The following is a 17,429-nucleotide window of genomic DNA, read 5'->3' on the forward strand; positions in this document are numbered from 1 at the left end:
CTCAGTCCTTTGGCGCGGGCGTTTCCCCGCCCGCCTTGAATGGCGCCTCTTCGGCGGTATCGGTTTTCATTTCTTCGAGCGGCACCAGAACGGCGTCTTCCTTTGGCACCTTGGCGTCGTTCTTGCCTGCTGGGCGCTTGCCAAGCAGGTAATAGTCGAGCGTCTTGCGCGCGATTGGCGCGGCGATGGCGGCGCCGAAGCCGGCGTTTTCCACCACCAGCGCCAGCGCGATGCGCGGCTTGTCGGCTGGCGCGAAGGCCACATAGAGCGAATTGTCGCGCAACCGTTCGGCCATGTTCTTGGCATTGTATTTTTCGCCGCGCTTGAGTCCTACTGCCTGCGAGGTGCCGGTCTTGCCGCCCGAGGTGTAACCCGCGTTGGCAAAGGCCAGCCGGCCCGTGCCCTGCTCGGCCACGCCAATCATGGCGCGCTTGATTACGTCGATATTTTCCTGCTTGAGCGCGATGCGCATGCTCTCGGTCGGTACCGTGAGGGTGCGCTTTTTGGTAGCAGCATCTTCAATGATCTTGACCAGGTGCGGTTTCATCACCACGCCATTGTTGGACAGGTTGGCCACCGCGTGCGCCAGCTGCAGCACGGTGTAGCTGTTGAAGCCCTGGCCAATGCCGATGTTGACGGTGTCACCACCCTGCCAGGCCTGGGCCAGCTTGTTGCGGGCAAAGCGCTGGCGCTTCCATTCCTTCGATGGCAGCACACCGGTCTTCTCATTTTCCAGATCGATGCCGGTCTTCTGGCCAAAGCCGAACGGCTTCATGAAGTCATGGATGGCATCGATCCCCATGTCGTTGGCCAGCTGGTAGTAGTAGGTGTTGCAGGAAAAGACAATCGACTCGAACATGCCGACCGTCCCGTGCCCGCCTGGTTTATCGTCCATCCACTTGTAGCCGCCCAGGGTGAAATAGCCGGGATCGTGAATCGCCTGGTTGGGGCTGCGCTTGCCCAGTTCCAGCGCGGCCAGCGCCATGAAGGGCTTGAAGGTCGAGCCAGGCGGATAGGTCCCCTGCAGTGGGCGGTTCATCAGCGGGCGGTCCAGCGAATTGTTCAATTCGGCCCAGCTCTGGCTGTCGATGCCGTCGACGAACAGGTTCGGATCATAGCCCGGCGCCGACACATAAGCCAGGATGTCGCCCGTGGCCGGATCGATTGCCACCAGCGCGCCGCGGTACTCGCCAAACGCCTCCTCGACGATTTTCTGCAGTTCGATATCGATCGACAGAATCAGGTTATTGCCCGGAATGGCCTCGGTGCGCGACATGGTGCTGACGGCGCGCCCGCCAGCGGTTTTGATCACTTTTTCGTAGCCGGTCTGGCCATGCAGGTAGCGTTCATACGACTTTTCCAGGCCTTCTTTGCCAATGTGGTCAGTGCCGCTGTAGTTGGTGGCGTCGGGGCCGTCTTCCAGAATGCGCGCCTCGTTCTGGTTGATGCGGCCAATGTAGCCGATCACGTGGGCCGCGCTCTCGCCCATCGGATACTGGCGGAACAGGCGCGCCTGCACGTCCACGCCAGGAAAGCGGAAACGCTGGGCCGTAAAGCGCGCCACTTCGTCGTCAGTCAGCCGGGTACGCAGGGGTACGCTCTCGAAATTCTTCGATTCGGCCAGCAGCGTCTTGAAGCGCTTGCGGTCCTTGGGACCGATTTCGACCAGCGTGGCCAGTTCGTCGATCACCGAATCGAGCGTGGCACGCAGCTTGGACGGCGTGATTTCAAGCGTATAGGCTGAATAGTTGCGGGCCAGGACCACGCCATTGCGGTCGACGATCAGACCGCGGTTGGGCACGATCGGCACAATCGCGATGCGGTTGCCTTCGGCCAGCGCCGCATAGTCATTGTGCTTGATCACCTGCAGCCACACCACGCGCGCCACCAGCAGGCTGAAACACAGGAACACCAGCGCAAACAGGGCGCCGACGCGCAGACGGAAGAGATGAATCTCCCGGTCGTTATTCTTAAATTCAGTCATTGGGCTCTACCGGCGGTCAGATCGGACGCGTGTGGTCGCGGTCGACGGCGCGCCGCTGCGGTGCCAGCAGCAGCCAGGTAATCAGCGGCCACAGGGCAATCGCGATCACGCTCTCGATGAAATGCAGCCAGCCGGGGAATTTACCCGACACGATAAAGCGCACCGCCACCTGCACGGTTTGCGTCATCAACAGCAGCGGGAACACATGCAAGGCCTGGGTCAGAATCGGGAACCACAATACCCGGCGATGAATCATGATCGCAAAATAGGACAGCAAGGTGTAGGCCAGCGCATTCTCGCCCAGCAGCGTGGCGTCGTGCACATCCATCAAGAGGCCCATGAAAAACGCGATGCCGATACCGACCTTGCGCGGCTGGTGAATACCCCAGAACACCAGCACCAGCGCCACAAAATCGGGCGCGCCAATGAAGTGCCCCCATGGCAGCAGATTCAGAAGAAAAGCGCCGGCCAGGCTGATCCCGATGAACAGCGGGCTCACTGGCAGCAGGATGTAATGCGGGCGGTTCATCGTGCGCCTTCCGGATTGGGGGGCTGAACTGGTGGAATGGCTGGCGTGGCGGCCGGGTTAGGCGCTGGCGTGACAGGCGGCACGTTGCGTGGCGCGCTGCGCGTTGCGCTGCGCTGGGCCGGCGCCGCGGCAGCAGGCGCGCTCGCGGTGGGCGCAGCAGGCATGATCGTGGCCGGGGCGGCGCCGGCAGCGGCGGCCGACAAGGGTGCCGCTGGCGCGCCTTCGCGGATGGGGACCATCTTCGGCAATTGCGACTTCTTGATCGGTTTGGCGTCTTCTTCCGGCGGACGTGGCGGCACGTCCGGCGTGGCCATCAGCATCAGCAGCTGGCGGTGGCGGTCGATGCCGGCCAGCGGCTGGCATACCACGCTGCCAAACGGTCCGCTGGCACTGTTCTCGACACGCACCACCTTGGCCACCGCCAGCCCGGCCGGGTAGACGCCGTCCAGGCCGGACGTGATCAGCACGTCGCCTACGACGATATCGGCGTTCGGTGCGACAAAGCGCAAGTCAAGCAAACCGGATTGACCGCGGCCATAGGCGACGCTGCGCAAGCCGTTGCGCAGCACCTGGACCGGGATGGCCTGCTCCTTGTCGGTCAGCAGCGTCACTTCGGACGTGAACGGGAACACCCGTGTCACCTGGCCGACCACGCCAGCGCTGTCGATCACGGGCAAACCGAGCTTGACGCCTTCGCGCAGGCCACGGTCAAGGACAATCTTGCGGGTCGAGGAATCGCGTGCGTCGTACAGGATTTCGCTCATGAGCGTGGGCACGGGCACGGCCAGGCGTGCGCCCAGCAGTTTGCGCAACTGGACATTTTCGGCCATCTGCATGCGCGCCTGCTGCAAGGTTTGGGCCGAGGCCACCTGCGACTCCTGCAGATCGTGGACCTGGCGCTGCAGCGCGGCGATGGAGGAAAAATAGCTGGACACGCTGTTGAGCGCATCGCGTGGCATGAGGGCAGCCATTTGCAGGGGATACAGCACAGTGCCCGTCACCTGACGCACGGTGGACAAGGTGTGAAAGCGCGAATCGACCAACAGCAGCAGAATCGAAATGAAAGCGAAAACCGTCACCTTGACCCGAGCGGGTGCACCCTGTTTGAAAAGCGGCGGTGGGCTGTATTCCATGACTTCCAATAATGACGGCGCTCACGCGCCACGGTCACCACGCGGCGGCCACGCCACCGCGCCGGTACTGTACTGGGTGCTTACTCGTAGGAGAAGATCGAGCCCAGTTTATCCATGCGTTCCAGCGCCATGCCCGAGCCGCGCACCACGCAGGTGAGCGGATCTTCGGCCACCAGCACCGGCAGGCCGGTTTCTTCCATCAGCAGGCGGTCCAGATCGCGCAGCAGTGCGCCGCCGCCGGTGAGCATCATGCCCTTTTCGGCGATGTCGGCACCCAGTTCCGGCGGGGTCTGTTCGAGCGCGTTCTTGACGGCCGAAACGATGTTGTTGAGCGGGTCGGTCAGCGCTTCCAGGATCTCGTTCGACGAAATCGTGAACGAGCGCGGAATGCCTTCCGACAGATTGCGGCCCTTGACTTCCATTTCTTTCACTTCGGAGCCAGGGAAGGCCGAACCGATCGCTTTCTTGATCGCTTCTGCGGTCTGTTCGCCGATCAGCATGCCGTAGTTGCGGCGGATGTAGTTGACGATCGCCTCGTCGAACTTGTCGCCGCCTACGCGCACCGAACCTTTGTAGACCATGCCGCCGAGCGAGATGATGCCCACCTCGGTGGTGCCGCCGCCGATGTCGACCACCATCGAGCCGGTTGCATCCGACACCGGCAGGCCGGCGCCGATGGCCGCGGCCATGGGTTCTTCAATCAGATACACTTGCGAAGCGCCGGCGCCCAGAGCCGATTCGCGAATCGCGCGTCGTTCGACCTGGGTGGAGCCGCAAGGCACGCAAATGATGATGCGTGGCGAAGGGCGGAAGAATTTGGAGTCGTGCACCATGCGGATGAACTGCTTGAGCATCTGCTCGGTGACGGTGAAGTCGGCGATCACGCCATCTTTCATCGGGCGGATCGCCTCGATGTTGCCAGGTACCTTGCCCAGCATCTGCTTGGCTTCTTTACCGACTGCCTGGATGGTCTTCTTACCATTCGGGCCGCCCTCCTGGCGAATTGCCACCACCGATGGCTCGTCCAGAACGATGCCCAGGCCACGGACATAAATCAGGGTATTGGCGGTGCCCAGGTCAATTGCGAGATCATTCGAAAAATAGCTGCGTAAAAAACCAAACATGTGTGTCCTGATGCGCAAGCGCTGCGCCTGATCATTGAATTAATACTGCAAAAATAGTACGCACCGCGCGAATCGATTCATCACACCGGCACGGTTTCCCGGATGCTGCGGCAGACCCACTTCGGCGCCGACAACGCATTAGCCCGCCATTCTACCTTATAATTTGTGGGTTAAATGCTGAAAAACCGGTGAATTGCGCACCTATCTCGGCTGTGAGATCGGGGTTATTAGAAAGCTTTTATCGGATTTAGCGCACTGTTATATAAATTTCATTACTCGACCCACCCTCTTTTGCACGCGGCCCGCACCGCGCATTCTGCCATGTCCCTGACACTTTCAGACGTAAAACGCATCGCCAATCTGGCCCAGCTCGACATGGACGAGGCCCATGCCGAGACCGCACTGAAGGAACTTAACGGTATTTTCGCTTTGGCCGAACAAATGCAAGCTATCGACACGACTGGTGTGGCCCCGTTGGCGCAGCCGCTGGCGGCCGTGCTGGGGAGCTTGCCGCTGCGCCTGCGCGAGGATGACGTGACCGAGGAAAACCGGCGCGAGGATTACCAGGCCCCGGCGCCAAAAACCCAGGACGGCCTGTACCTGGTCCCCCAAGTCATTGAGTAATTAACAATCGAAGACCATGCATAACAACACACTCAAACAGCTGTCCGTCCTGCTGCAGTCAAAACAGGTCTCGAGCACCGAACTGGCCACCCATTACCTGGCGCGCGTCAAGGCGAGTAACCTGAACGCCTTTTTGCACGTGGACGAAGCATTGACGCTGGCGCAGGCCGCCGCCGCCGACGCCCGCATCGCCGAAGGCAGCGCCGGGCCGCTGGCCGGCATCCCGATCGCGCACAAGGATATTTTTGTCACACGCGACTGGCGCTCGACCGCCGGCTCCAAGATGCTGGGCAATTACACCAGCCCCTTTGACGCGACCGTGGTCAGCAAATTTGCCCAAGCCGGCATGGTCACGCTGGGCAAACTCAATTGCGACGAATTCGCCATGGGTTCGTCCAACGAAAACTCGGCCTTTGGCGCCGTGCGCAATCCGTGGGACAAACTGGCCGTGCCGGGCGGCTCCTCGGGCGGCTCGGCCGCCGCCGTTGCCGCGCGCCTGGCGCCGGCAGCCACTGGCACCGACACCGGCGGCTCGATCCGCCAGCCGGCCGCTTTCTGCGGCATCACCGGCATCAAGCCAACCTACGGGCGCGTATCGCGCTTTGGCATGATCGCGTTTGCCTCCTCGCTGGACCAGGGCGGCCCGATGGCCCAAACGGCGGAAGACTGCGCCCTGCTGCTCAACGACATGACCGGCTTCGACGAACGCGACTCCACCAGCCTGACGGCCGAGCAAGGCAATGTACGCGAAGACTACACGCGCGAACTGGCCACGCCGCTCAAGGGATTGCGTATCGGCCTGCCGAAAGAATACTTTGGCGAAGGCCTGGCAGCGGACGTGGAACAAGCGGTGCGCGCCGCGCTCGACGAATTCGTCAAGCTGGGCGCGACCTTGGTCGACATTTCGCTGCCGCGCACCGCGCTGTCGATCCCGGCCTACTACATCATCGCCCCGGCCGAAGCATCGTCGAACCTGTCGCGCTTTGACGGCGTGCGCTACGGCCATCGCGCCGAGAAGTACACCAATCTGAACGACATGTACAAGAAGAGCCGCGCAGAAGGTTTTGGCCCGGAAGTCCAGCGCCGCATCATGGTCGGCACCTATGTGCTGTGCCACGGTTACTACGACGCCTACTACGTGCAGGCGCAAAAAATCCGCCGCATGATCGCCGACGATTTCAAGGCTGCGCTGGGCAGCGTGTGCGACGTGATCATGGGACCAGTGGCGCCAACCGTGGCGTGGGACCTGGGCGCCAAATCGAACGACCCGGTGGCGAACTACCTGGCCGACATCTACACGCTGTCGACCAGCCTGGCCGGTTTGCCCGGCATGTCGGTGCCGTGCGGTTTTGGCCAGGGCGAAAAGAACAGCAAGCGCCCGGTGGGCCTGCAAATCATCGGCAACTACTTCGGCGAAGCCAAGCTGCTGGGCATCGCCCACCAGTACCAGCAAGTGACCGACTGGCACACCCGCGCGCCTAGCGACATCTAAGAGAAGAGAGAATCATATGCAATGGGAAGTCGTCATCGGTATTGAGAACCACGTTCAACTCACGACCAACTCCAAGATTTTCAGCGGCAGCCCGATCAAGTTCGGCGCCGAGCCAAACACCCAGGCCAGCCCGGTGGACCTGGCGCTGCCAGGCGTGCTGCCCGTGATGAACAAGGGCGCGGTCGAACGCGCGATCCGCTTTGGTCTGGCCGTGGGCGCGAAGATCGCGCCGCAGTCGATCTTCGCGCGCAAAAACTACTTCTACCCCGATCTGCCCAAGGGCTACCAGATCAGCCAGTTCGAAGACCCAGTGGTCATTGGGGGCCAGGTCACCTTCGGCTATGAAAAGGATGGCAAGCACGAAACCAAAACCGTCAACCTGACGCGCGCGCACCTGGAAGAAGACGCCGGCAAATCGCTGCACGAAGACTATTCTGGCATGACCGGCATCGACTTGAATCGCGCCGGCACGCCGCTGCTGGAAATCGTGTCCGAGCCGGAAATGCGCAGCGCTGCCGAAGCGGTAGCCTACTGCAAGGCACTGCATGGACTGGTGATGTGGCTGGGCGTATGCGATGGCAATATGCAGGAAGGTTCCTTCCGCTGCGATATCAACGTCTCGGTGCGTCCGGTCGGACAGAAGGAATTTGGCACCCGCTGCGAAATCAAGAACCTGAACTCGTTCCGCTTTATTGAAGAGGCAATCGGCGTCGAAGTGCGGCGCCAGATTGAACTGATCGAAGACGGCGGCAAAGTCGTGCAAGCGACACGCCTGTACGACCCGGACCGCAAAGAAACGCGCGCCATGCGCAGCAAGGAAGACGCGCAGGATTACCGCTACTTCCCCGATCCCGACCTGCCGCCGCTGACCATTGGCGAGGACTGGATCGCCCGAGTCAAAGCCGACATGCCCGAGCTGCCGGCGGCGATGCGCGCGCGCTTCGTGGGCGACTACGCGCTGCCCGAATACGACAGCCTGGTGCTGACCGCTTCCAAGCAGATGGCCACCTACTTCGAAGCCGTCGTGGCCAAGGCTGGCAAAGAAAACGCCAAGGCCGCGGCCAACTGGCTGATGGGCGACGTGGCCTCGACGCTGAACCGTGAAGGCGTGGACATTGCCGACTCTCCGGTGGAAGCATCGCAACTGGCGCTGCTGCTCAAACGGATTGCCGACGGCACCATCTCGAACAAGATCGCCAAGGAAGTGTTTGCGGCGATGTGGGAAGCCAAGTCGAACGACGAAACCATTGCCGACGCGATTATCGACCAGAAAGGCCTGCGTCAGATTTCCGACAGCGGCGCGCTGGAAAAGATCGTCGACGACGTGCTGGCTGCCAACGAGAAATCCGTTGAACAATACCGCGCTGGCAAAGAAGCTGCCATCAACGCCCTGATCGGGCAAGCGATGAAAGCGTCGAAAGGCAAAGCCAACCCGGCCCAGCTGACCGAGCTCCTCAAGAAAAAACTCGCCACCTAGAAAAAAATTTACCCCTCAATCGGGGTCAGACCTCAATACTGCAACTCTTGCAGTATTGAGGTCTGACCCCGATTTTATTTGCTGGATATTTAGGTAGACCGAACGAACTTTCAGAATCACGCGGTGCTTTTTCTCAAAGCCCACATATTTAGGCTGAAATTTTGTTGCATCACCGGCCGACCAAACAAAAAAAGGGTCTGACCCCAACTTTGCAACAATTGCAGAATTGAGGTCTGACCCCGATTTTGCAACAATTGCAGAAGCGAGGTTTGGCGCCGATTGGGGGCTTAGATGCCGTAGCGGGTGCGGTAGGCGGCGACGGCGTCTTTGTGCTGGGCCAGCTGCGGGTCAGCGCCAGCACCCTTCAGGTAGCTGAACAGGTCGTCCAGGTTGCCGATCGAGATCACGGGGATGTTGAATTCTTTGCTGACTTCTTGCACTGCGGAGCTGGCCGACAGGGCGCCGTCCTTGCCGGAACGCTCCATTCGGTCCAGCGCGATCAGCACTGCACACGGCTCGGCGCCGGCCGCGCGGATCATGTCCACCGATTCGCGCACCGAGGTACCGGCCGAAATGACGTCGTCGATAATGACAACTTTGCCTGCCAACTTGGCCCCGACGATGGTGCCGCCTTCGCCATGGTCCTTGGCTTCTTTGCGGTTGAAAGCGAACGAAGTGTTGCGGCCCTTGCCGGCCAGCGCGACCGCGGTGGCGGAAGCCAGCGTGATGCCTTTGTAGGCGGGGCCAAACAACATGTCGAATTCCACGCCCGAGTCGAGCAGGGTCTGGGCGTAGAACTGCGCCAGCTGCGCCAGCGTGGCGCCTTCGTGGAACAGACCTGCGTTGAAGAAATACGGCGACTGGCGCCCTGCCTTGGTGGTGAACTCGCCGAAGCGCAGCACCCCCGTGGACACCGAAAACGCGATAAACTGTTGGCGCAAATCACTCACGTTGTTTCCCCGAATTTTTGAAAAGTGGCGCTATTTTACGCCACCCTCCCCTTTCGAACCATGCCAAAAATTATCTCCGCTAACCTCAACGGTATCCGTTCCGCCCATAAAAAGGGCTTTTTTACGTGGATGGCGGCGCAAACCGCTGACTTCATCTGCGTGCAGGAATTGAAGGCGCAACTGCCCGACATGACCGAGGAATTCCTCACGCCAGGCGGCTATCACGGCCACTTCCACTACGCCGAGAAAAAGGGCTATTCGGGCACCGGTATCTACAGCCGCGTCAAACCCGATGCGGTGCGCACCGGTTTCGGCAGCCCGGAATTCGATGCCGAAGGGCGCTATGTGCGCTGCGATTTCGGCGACCTGTCGATCATTTCGGTGTACTGCCCGTCCGGCTCGTCCTCGCCGGAACGCCAGGAGGCCAAGTTCCGCTTCATGGAGCTGTTCTTGCCGCACCTGCTGGAACTGCGCGCCGAAGGCCGTGAGGTGGTCATCTGCGGCGACTGGAATATCGCCCACAACGAGATCGATTTGAAGAATTGGAAGGGCAACAAGAAGAACTCCGGCTTCCTGCCGGAGGAACGCGCCTGGCTGACCCGCATTTTCGATGAAGTCGGCTTTGTCGATGTCCATCGCACCATCGACAAGAGCGCCGAGCAGTACACCTGGTGGAGCAACCGCGGCCAGGCGTGGGCCAAGAATGTGGGTTGGCGCATCGACTATCACGTTGCGACCCCAGGCATCGCGGCCCAGGCCAAGGCGGTATCGATTTACAAGGACGAGCGCTTCTCCGATCACGCGCCTTTGATCATCGATTACAGCATTTGAACGCAGCTACAGCGTGCGCGCGCTTTCAAAGCGGCGCCGCTGCCCCGTCAGCGGATCGTCGAAGGCGATCGCGCGCGCCAGCAGCTTGAGCGGATTGGCAAAATCATCGGCCCCTTGCGGCAGCGCTTCCGGATAGAACGTGTCATTCAATATCGGCGCGCCAATTGACATCATGTGCACCCGCAGCTGGTGCTTGCGGCCCGTGCGCGGATGCAGCCGGTACAGCGCCAGTGCGCCACGCTCTTCGATCACTTCAATCCGCGTCTCTGAATTCGGCTCCCCCGCTTCTTCCTGCATGCGGAAAAACGGCGTGCCTTCGACCATGCGGCTGACATGCGTGAACGGGAATGTGCGCCCGGGCAGCGGCGCAGCCAGGGCTTCGTAAACCTTGTCGACGCTGCGTTTCTGGAACAGCGACTGGTACGCGCCCCGGCTTTCCTCACGCAGCGAGAACACCACCACACCCGCCGTTTCACGGTCCAGCCGGTGAATCGGCGTCAGTTGCGCGATCCCCAGCTTGTTCTTGAGCCGCACCAGCAGCGATTCGTGCAGAAAGCGTCCGCCCGGTGTGGTCGGCAAAAAATGGGGTTTGTCCACCACCAGCAAATGCGCATCCTGGAATAGGATCTGCTCTTCGAAAGGGATGGGCGTTTCGGCTTCGATTTCGCGGTAGTACCAGATGCGTGTTCCGCGCCGCAACGTGCTGTTCGGTCCGAGTACGGCGCCAGTGCCATCGACCACGTCGTGCCGTGCCATCCGGTCACGCCATACTGCTTCACCGATGTCGGGAAAACGCGCCACCAGAAAAGGCAGTGCTGCGGCGGGGGCGGTATCGTCAATCCACAGGTAGCTGGGCGCGACGCCGTCGCGCATGGGCAACGGGACGTGCGCGTTAGCGTCGGCCTGCCTGCCCATTCAGTTCAGCGCCATCGAGCGGTAAGGTGGCAGATTTTGCACCTTGGTACCCTTCGCACGCGCGTACACCGGCAGCAGCACATTCATGTGCGCCTTCATGCGTTCGATGCGGTCTCCTCCGCCCGGATGTGTCGATATGAACTGGGGCGGCGCGCGTTTGTTCAGCGTCGCCATTTTTTCCCACAGGACGATGCCTGCCCGCGGATCGAATCCGGCGCGGGCGGCAATATCGAGGCCGATCAGATCTGCCTCGCGTTCGTCGTCGCGCGAAAATCGCAGGGTCAGCAACTGTCCGCCGGCTTGCGCGGCCATGTCGGTGACGCCTGGATCGAGACCGAAGACCGACGCGATCAAAGCGCCGCCCAGGCGGAAAACCGTGTTGGTGCCAGCTGTCTTGACCATTTGCGCGCGCGAGTGCTCGCGCAGCGCGTGCGCAACTTCGTGGCCCATGACGGCGGCCGCTTCGTCATCGCTGAGATTGAGCTGGGTGAGGATGCCGCTGTAAAAACCGATGCGCCCGCCCGGCATGCAGAAGGCGTTCACTTCTTTCGAGGCGATCAGGTTGACTTGCCAGTCCCATTTGGCGGCGTCGCCATTCCAGCGCGGCGTAAACGGAATCAGACGTTTGGCGATGCCACGCAGCCGTACCACTTGCGGGTCGGTTGTTGGCGCCAGCACGCCTTTCTGGCTGGCCTGCTGCATCAACGTGAGGTACTGCTGCTTGGACTGGCTTTCGACCACTTCGGCCGGCGCCAGCACGCGCAGGCGTGACAAGGGGCGGACTTCGATCCCGTCCTGGACCGTGGTCTGGCCGCCGTTGGGCGCGGCGTTCTGCTGGGCTGGCGCGCCGGCGGCGCACGCCGCCAGCGCGGCGGCGGCGACGATGTTCCTGAACTTGTTCATGATTGTTTCCCGTGCTGTGATTTTAATAAGACCATCATCGCACCTCGCGCGCCTTTGCGGCCACACACTTCCCTCACGCTCCGGGCCTGGCCTTTTTCCGCAGGCGGAACACGGCCAGGCTGCCGCGCAGATTCGGCAGGAAGGAGACCGGCTTGCCGTCCGCCAGCGCCACCCGGTCCAGCACTTCCAGTCCGCACTCTGCAGCCAGCTCCTCAAAATCGTAGATGGTGGCGCAACGCACGTTGGGCGTGTCGTACCACTGGTACGGCAGGGATTTGGATACCGGCATGCGGCCCTTGGCCAGCGCCACCCTGTGGGGCCAATAGGCAAAGTTGGGGAAGGAGATGATGGCTTCGCTCCCCACCCGCACGATGTCGCGCAGCAGTGGTTCCACATGCTGCATCATCTGCAGGGAGGACAGGCACAGCACGGTGTCGAAGGAATTGTCGCTGAAGATCGACAGGCCCTTCTCCATATCCTGCTGGATCACGTTGATGCCGCGCTGGGCGCTGGCCAGCAGCGAGCGGTCGTCAATTTCAATGCCGTAGCCGGTGCACTGCTTGTCGCCCTGCAGGTAGCGCAGCATGGCGCCATCGCCGCAGCCCACGTCGAGCACGTGCGCGTTGGCCGGCACCCAGTGGGCGATGAAGGCCAGGTCGGGCCGTAAGGTGGACAGGTCCTTGAAGTTCATGCCTGGCCTTTCAAGTCGTTCCAGATTCGTTCGTAATACGCGCGCACCATGTTCATGTAGCGCTCGTCTTCCAGCAAAAAGGCGTCGTGGCCGTGGGGTGCGTCGATCTCGGCGTAGGTCACGCGGCGCCGGTTGCACACCAGCGCCTGCACGATTTCGCGCGAGCGTTCCGGCGAAAAGCGCCAGTCGGTGGTAAATGACGCAACAAAGAAGTCAGCCTTGGTGCCGGCCAGCGCCCGCGTCAGGTCGCCGTCGAAGGCGCGTGCCGGGTCGAAGTAGTCGAGCGCCTTGGTGATCAACAAATAGGTGTTGGCGTCGAAGTATTCCGAGAATTTGTCGCCCTGGTAGCGCAGGTAGGATTCGATTTCGAAGTCGATGCCGAAGTCGAATTTGTACTCGTTGCTTTCGGCGGCGTTGCGCAGCTTGCGGCCGAATTTTTCGGCCATGTCGTCATTCGACAGGTAGGTGATGTGACCGACCATGCGCGCCACGCGCAGGCCGTTTTTGGGCACCACGCCATGCTCGTAGAAGTCGCCGCCATGGTACTGCGGGTCGGACAGTATCGCCTGGCGTGCCACGTCGTTGAAGGCGATGTTCTGCGCCGACAGCTTGGGCGTGGACGCGATCACGACGCAGTGGCGCAGGCGTTCGGGGAACATCATGCTCCAGGCCAGCGCCTGCATGCCACCGAGCGAGCCACCCATCACGGCGGCAAACTGGGTGATGCCCAGCTGGTCGGCCAGGCGAGCTTGCGCGGCCACCCAGTCTTCCACGGTCACCACGGGGAAGGCGGCGCCGTACGGTTTGCCGGTCTCTGGATTGTTGTGCATGGGGCCGGTCGAGCCAAAGCAGGAGCCAAGGTTGTTCACGCCAATTACAAAGAAGCGATCAGTGTCGAGCGGTTTGCCCGGGCCGACCATATTGTCCCACCAGCCGGTGCTTTTGGGCTGGTCCGCGTACACGCCTGCCACGTGGTGCGATGCGTTGAGCGCGTGGCAGACCAGCACCGCGTTCGACTTGTCGGCATTGAGGGTGCCGTAGGTTTCGTACATCAGCGTGTAATCGGCAATGCTGCCGCCGCCCTGCAGCCGCAGCGGCTCGGCAAAACGCATCGTTTGCGGTGTGACTATTCCAATGGATGACATGTGATTCAGTAAAAAGTGGACTTCGATATGTTCAGATGGTCTGCAGCTGCGCTACCGCTTCGGCGATCGCGTTTGGCTCCATGGACCGCATGATCTTGCGGGTATGCGGTGTGATGGTGCCCAGGTCGCAGTTGAGAATCTCCTGCTTGACCGACAGCAGCTGCGCCGGATGCATGGAGAATTCGCGCAGTCCCATGCCCAGCAAAAGTCGCGTGAGTTTGGTGTCGCCTGCCATCTCGCCGCACACGGCCACGTCAATGCCGGCCTTTTTGCCGGCGGCGATAGTCATGGCGATCAGCTGCAAGATGGCTGGGTGAAGCGGGTTGTAGAGGTGTGCCACTTCGTAATCGACGCGGTCAATCGCCAGCGTGTACTGGATCAGGTCATTGGTGCCGATGGAAAGGAAGTCCATGCGGCGCACGAACATGGGCACGGCCAGCGCGGCCGCCGGAATTTCGATCATGGCGCCCACTTCGACAGCGCTGTCGTACTTGTGGCCCGCTTCGCGCAGCTGGGCCTTGGCTTGTTCGATCATGGCCAGCGACTGGTCGATCTCGAAGGCGTGCGCCAGCATGGGAATGAGGATGCGCACCTTGCCAAAGGCCGAGGCGCGCAAAATGGCGCGCAACTGGGTCAGGAACAGCTGTGGCTCGGCCAGGCAGTAGCGGATCGCGCGCAGGCCCAGGGCCGGATTGAGCGCCGTGTGTTCGGTCGGGTCGAGCGGCTTGTCGGCACCAATGTCGAGGGTGCGGATGGTGACGGGGCGCCCTTTCATGGCCACCACGGCCTTGCGGTACTGTTCGAACTGCTGGTCTTCGTCAGGCAGGGTGTGCATGTGGCCCGAGCGGCCCATGAACAGGAACTCGGAGCGGAACAGGCCCACGCCTTCGGCGCCGGACTCCAGCGCGCCTGGGCAGTCGTCCGGCAGTTCGATATTGGCCAGCAGCGTGATGGCGGTGCCGTCGCGCGTGATGGCCGGAGTTTTTTTGAGCTTGAGAAGCTTCTTGCGCGCCTTGAGCATGGCAGCCTGGCGCGCACGGTACTGTTCCAGCACCAGCGGGCTGGGATTGGCGATGACGACGCCGGCATCGCCGTCGATGATGACCCAATCGTCCTGCTCGATCAGCGACGACGCCTGCGACATGCCGACGGCCGCCGGAATATCCAGGCTGCGCGCCACAATGGCGGTGTGCGAGTTCTGCCCGCCCACGTCCGTCACAAAACCAATGAAGGAGCGGTCGCGGAACTGCAGCATGTCGGCCGGCGAGATGTCGTGGGCGACGACGATCATCTGCGGCTGAAATTCGTCGCCCGCGGCGCGCGGCGCCGGCGCCAGCTGGGCGCTGCCCATCAACACCTTGAGCACGCGTTCAGCCACCTGTTGAATGTCGGCCTTGCGCTCGCGCAGGTATTCATCTTCGATTTCGTCGAACTGGGCCGACAGTTCATCGATCTGCGTAACCAGCGCCCATTCGGCGTTGTAGTGGCGCGTGCGAATGATGTCGAGCGGCGCTTCCGAGATCATGGGGTCGGACAGAATGAGCGCGTGCACGTCGATGAAGGCACCCAGTTCGGTGGGGGCATCCTTGGGCAGATCGGTCCACAGGGCTTGCAGGCCGCGGTGCACTTCGGCCAGGGCGTCCTGCAGCCGCTGCACTTCTTTTTCGAGCTGCTCTTCTGGCACCAGGTAGTGCTTGACGTCGAGCGCGGCAGGCGTGAGCAGATGCGCGCGGCCAATCGAGATGCCTCGCGAAACCGGGATACCGTGGAGCGTGAACGATGCCATCGGAAGTCCTGTATGTGTGCGGCCTGGGGTGCGGTCCAGCGGCATTACTCGCCTTCGCCGAATTTGTCGTTGATCAGCGCAGTAAGCGCCTCGACACATTCCTTTTCGTCTGCGCCATCGGCTTCGAGCGTGACCTTGGCGCCCTTGCCGGCGGCGAGCATCATCACGCCCATGATGGATTTGGCATTGATGCGGCGACCGTTACGGGTGAGCCAGACATCGCTCTGGAACTTGGCGGCCAGCTGCGTGAACTTGGCCGAGGCGCGCGCATGCAGGCCCAGTTTATTGATAATCTCGAGATCTTGTTGAATCATGTTGTAGTCTTTTCCGTTCAAGGATCCACAGCACCTGCGCTCATGCGGCAGCCGCGTTGCGGCCACCTCCCTACAGCCTCCCTACTTATCCTACCCTGATCCGGTTGTCGACCCGCACCGCGCCGCTCTGGGCGCCGGCCAGCGCCATTTCCACCACCACGTCGAGATTGTCGCGCCGGTAGGTGATCGCGCGCAGCAGCATGGGCAGGCTGATGCCGGCGATGACTTCGACCCGCCCGGCGTCCGCCAGCGAGTTGCAGCAGTTGGACGGCGTACCGCCCTTGATATCGGTGACCACCAGCACACCGCTGCCGTCATCGAGGCGGGCAATGGCCTGGCGCGCCAGTTCGTTCACCTCGGCCAGGTCCTGGTCGGCGGTGACGTCGATCGCTTCAAAGCGTTCGGTGGGACCACGGAACACGTGCGCCACGGCGGCAATGAAGGCCTGGCCCAGCGGTGCGTGGGTCATTAACAGAATGCCGACCATGTCAGTGCTTCCCTGCCTGCTGTTCCAGCGCGTCGATGAACATGGCTGCCACGTCAAATCCGCTCTGGTCGGTGATCTCCTGGAAGCAGGTCGGACTGGTCACGTTCACCTCGGTCAGGCAGCTGCCAATCACGTCCAGCCCCACCAGCAGCAGGCCGCGTTCGGCCAGCACCGGACCGAGCGTGTCGCCAATGTGGCGGTCGCGTTCGGACAGGGGCTGGGCCACGCCCACGCCGCCCGCAGCCAGATTGCCGCGGATTTCGTCGCCCTGCGGAATACGCGCCAGCGAAAACGGCACCGGTTTGCCGCCGATGACGAGGATGCGCTTGTCACCTTTGACGATGTCGGGAATGTAGCGCTGGGCCATGATGGTGCGCGCGCCATTGACGGTCAGCGTTTCGATCACGGAACCGAGGTTCATGCCGTCGCTCTTGATGCGGAAAATGCCGGCGCCGCCCATGCCGTCGAGCGGCTTGAAGATCACGTCGCCATGCTTGGCGTGGAAGGCACGCAGGCGCGCGCTGTCGGACGACACCAGCGTGGGCGAGGTGAATTCGCTGAACTGGGCGATCGACAGTTTTTCGTTGTGGTCGCGGATGGCGGAAGGCTTGTTGAAGACGCGCGCGCCCTGCTTTTCGGCCAGCTCCAGCAGATAGGTGGCGTACACATATTCCATGTCGAACGGCGGGTCCTTGCGCTGCAAGACAGCGTCGAAGGCGGACAGGCGCGTTTCCTGGGCGGCATCGGCGCGGAACCAGTCGTGCGCATCGCCCGTGAGGGTGATGCGCGCCACGTTGGCGCTGACGATGCCTTCTTCCAGCGCCATGTCGCTTTGCTCGAACGCGTAGATCTCGTGGCCACGCTTGGCCGCTTCGCGCATCATCGCGAAGGTCGAATCCTTGTACGTTTTAAAGCCTGCCAGCGGATCGGCGAGGAAAGCAATTTTCATGGAAGTTACCAATGAGGGCAATGCTTGATTTTAGCCGGAAATGGGGATGTGGGTATGAGATGAGGCTGGCAGGGGGAAATTTGCGGGAAACGCGA

17 protein-coding genes are annotated in these 17,429 nt (G+C 61.7%); 4 read left to right on the forward strand and 13 right to left on the reverse strand.

Going from position 1 to position 17,429, the window contains the following annotated elements:
* Position 1: 1 nt before the first annotated feature.
* The 4 genes from mrdA to BUC24_RS18930 all read right to left on the reverse strand — a co-directional run bounded on the left by mrdA (position 2) and on the right by BUC24_RS18930 (position 4,770).
* A complete protein-coding gene (mrdA, locus tag BUC24_RS18915) occupies positions 2 to 1,984 on the reverse strand; it encodes a penicillin-binding protein 2 (protein WP_073219764.1) in 1,983 nt (660 codons plus the stop codon).
* Between the two features lie 16 nt (positions 1,985 to 2,000).
* A complete protein-coding gene (gene mreD / locus BUC24_RS18920; RefSeq protein WP_073219768.1) occupies positions 2,001 to 2,513 on the reverse strand; it encodes a rod shape-determining protein MreD in 513 nt (170 codons plus the stop codon).
* Positions 2,510 to 3,592, reverse strand: a complete 1,083-nt coding sequence (gene mreC, locus BUC24_RS18925; protein ID WP_373887978.1) for a rod shape-determining protein MreC — start codon at positions 3,590 to 3,592, stop codon at positions 2,510 to 2,512. The genes mreD and mreC overlap by 4 nt, the downstream gene beginning before the upstream one ends.
* Positions 3,593 to 3,726: 134 nt before the next feature.
* On the reverse strand, positions 3,727 to 4,770 hold the full coding sequence (locus tag BUC24_RS18930; RefSeq protein WP_018057985.1) for a rod shape-determining protein: 1,044 nt from the start codon (positions 4,768 to 4,770) through the stop codon (positions 3,727 to 3,729).
* Between the two features lie 321 nt (positions 4,771 to 5,091).
* Here BUC24_RS18930 and gatC point away from each other — a divergent pair, with 321 nt between their 5' ends.
* From gatC to gatB, 3 genes are read left to right on the forward strand one after another with little or no spacing between them, the layout of a single operon-like run.
* Positions 5,092 to 5,394 carry an Asp-tRNA(Asn)/Glu-tRNA(Gln) amidotransferase subunit GatC gene (gene gatC, locus BUC24_RS18935; protein WP_073219774.1) on the forward strand — a complete coding sequence of 101 codons (303 nt, stop codon included), beginning with the start codon at positions 5,092 to 5,094 and terminating at the stop codon, positions 5,392 to 5,394.
* A 16-nt stretch (positions 5,395 to 5,410) separates the two neighbouring features.
* Positions 5,411 to 6,886: an Asp-tRNA(Asn)/Glu-tRNA(Gln) amidotransferase subunit GatA gene (gatA, locus tag BUC24_RS18940; protein WP_073219777.1), complete on the forward strand. Its 1,476-nt coding sequence runs from the start codon at positions 5,411 to 5,413 to the stop codon at positions 6,884 to 6,886.
* 16 nt (positions 6,887 to 6,902) lie between these two features.
* A complete protein-coding gene (gatB, locus tag BUC24_RS18945) occupies positions 6,903 to 8,363 on the forward strand; it encodes an Asp-tRNA(Asn)/Glu-tRNA(Gln) amidotransferase subunit GatB (protein WP_073219781.1) in 1,461 nt (486 codons plus the stop codon).
* A 287-nt stretch (positions 8,364 to 8,650) separates the two neighbouring features.
* On the opposite strand, the gene pyrE is transcribed toward gatB, so the two are convergent.
* The gene (pyrE, locus tag BUC24_RS18950; RefSeq protein ID WP_073219784.1) at positions 8,651 to 9,313 is read right to left on the reverse strand and encodes an orotate phosphoribosyltransferase; all 663 of its coding nucleotides are present in this window, start codon (positions 9,311 to 9,313) and stop codon (positions 8,651 to 8,653) included.
* A 60-nt stretch (positions 9,314 to 9,373) separates the two neighbouring features.
* Here pyrE and BUC24_RS18955 point away from each other — a divergent pair, with 60 nt between their 5' ends.
* On the forward strand, positions 9,374 to 10,144 hold the full coding sequence (locus tag BUC24_RS18955; RefSeq protein ID WP_073219787.1) for an exodeoxyribonuclease III: 771 nt from the start codon (positions 9,374 to 9,376) through the stop codon (positions 10,142 to 10,144).
* Positions 10,145 to 10,150: 6 nt separating this feature from the next.
* Here the strand turns inward: BUC24_RS18955 and BUC24_RS18960 are convergent, their stop codons facing one another.
* The 8 genes from BUC24_RS18960 to gshB form a co-directional block, all read right to left on the reverse strand.
* The gene (locus tag BUC24_RS18960) at positions 10,151 to 11,017 is read right to left on the reverse strand and encodes an RluA family pseudouridine synthase (RefSeq protein ID WP_229448291.1); all 867 of its coding nucleotides are present in this window, start codon (positions 11,015 to 11,017) and stop codon (positions 10,151 to 10,153) included.
* A 42-nt stretch (positions 11,018 to 11,059) separates the two neighbouring features.
* Positions 11,060 to 11,962: a M48 family metallopeptidase gene (locus tag BUC24_RS18965; protein WP_073219793.1), complete on the reverse strand. Its 903-nt coding sequence runs from the start codon at positions 11,960 to 11,962 to the stop codon at positions 11,060 to 11,062.
* Positions 11,963 to 12,035: 73 nt separating this feature from the next.
* Positions 12,036 to 12,653, reverse strand: a complete 618-nt coding sequence (metW, locus tag BUC24_RS18970) for a methionine biosynthesis protein MetW (protein ID WP_073219796.1) — start codon at positions 12,651 to 12,653, stop codon at positions 12,036 to 12,038.
* Positions 12,650 to 13,765, reverse strand: a complete 1,116-nt coding sequence (locus BUC24_RS18975; RefSeq protein ID WP_229448377.1) for a homoserine O-succinyltransferase MetX — start codon at positions 13,763 to 13,765, stop codon at positions 12,650 to 12,652. Before BUC24_RS18975 ends, metW begins: the two co-directional genes overlap by 4 nt.
* Positions 13,766 to 13,829: 64 nt before the next feature.
* Positions 13,830 to 15,584 carry a phosphoenolpyruvate--protein phosphotransferase gene (ptsP, locus tag BUC24_RS18980; protein ID WP_073219803.1) on the reverse strand — a complete coding sequence of 585 codons (1,755 nt, stop codon included), beginning with the start codon at positions 15,582 to 15,584 and terminating at the stop codon, positions 13,830 to 13,832.
* 44 nt (positions 15,585 to 15,628) lie between these two features.
* Positions 15,629 to 15,898 (reverse strand): HPr family phosphocarrier protein, encoded by a 270-nt coding sequence (locus tag BUC24_RS18985; RefSeq protein ID WP_073219806.1) that lies wholly within the window; start codon positions 15,896 to 15,898, stop codon positions 15,629 to 15,631.
* Between the two features lie 85 nt (positions 15,899 to 15,983).
* The gene (locus BUC24_RS18990) at positions 15,984 to 16,385 is read right to left on the reverse strand and encodes a PTS sugar transporter subunit IIA (RefSeq protein WP_073219809.1); all 402 of its coding nucleotides are present in this window, start codon (positions 16,383 to 16,385) and stop codon (positions 15,984 to 15,986) included.
* Position 16,386: 1 nt separating this feature from the next.
* The gene (gshB, locus tag BUC24_RS18995) at positions 16,387 to 17,334 is read right to left on the reverse strand and encodes a glutathione synthase (RefSeq protein ID WP_073219812.1); all 948 of its coding nucleotides are present in this window, start codon (positions 17,332 to 17,334) and stop codon (positions 16,387 to 16,389) included.
* Positions 17,335 to 17,429 lie beyond the last annotated feature (95 nt).

The organism is Massilia sp. CF038 (assembly GCF_900129765.1).
Lineage (GTDB): Bacteria > Pseudomonadota > Gammaproteobacteria > Burkholderiales > Burkholderiaceae_D > Telluria_A.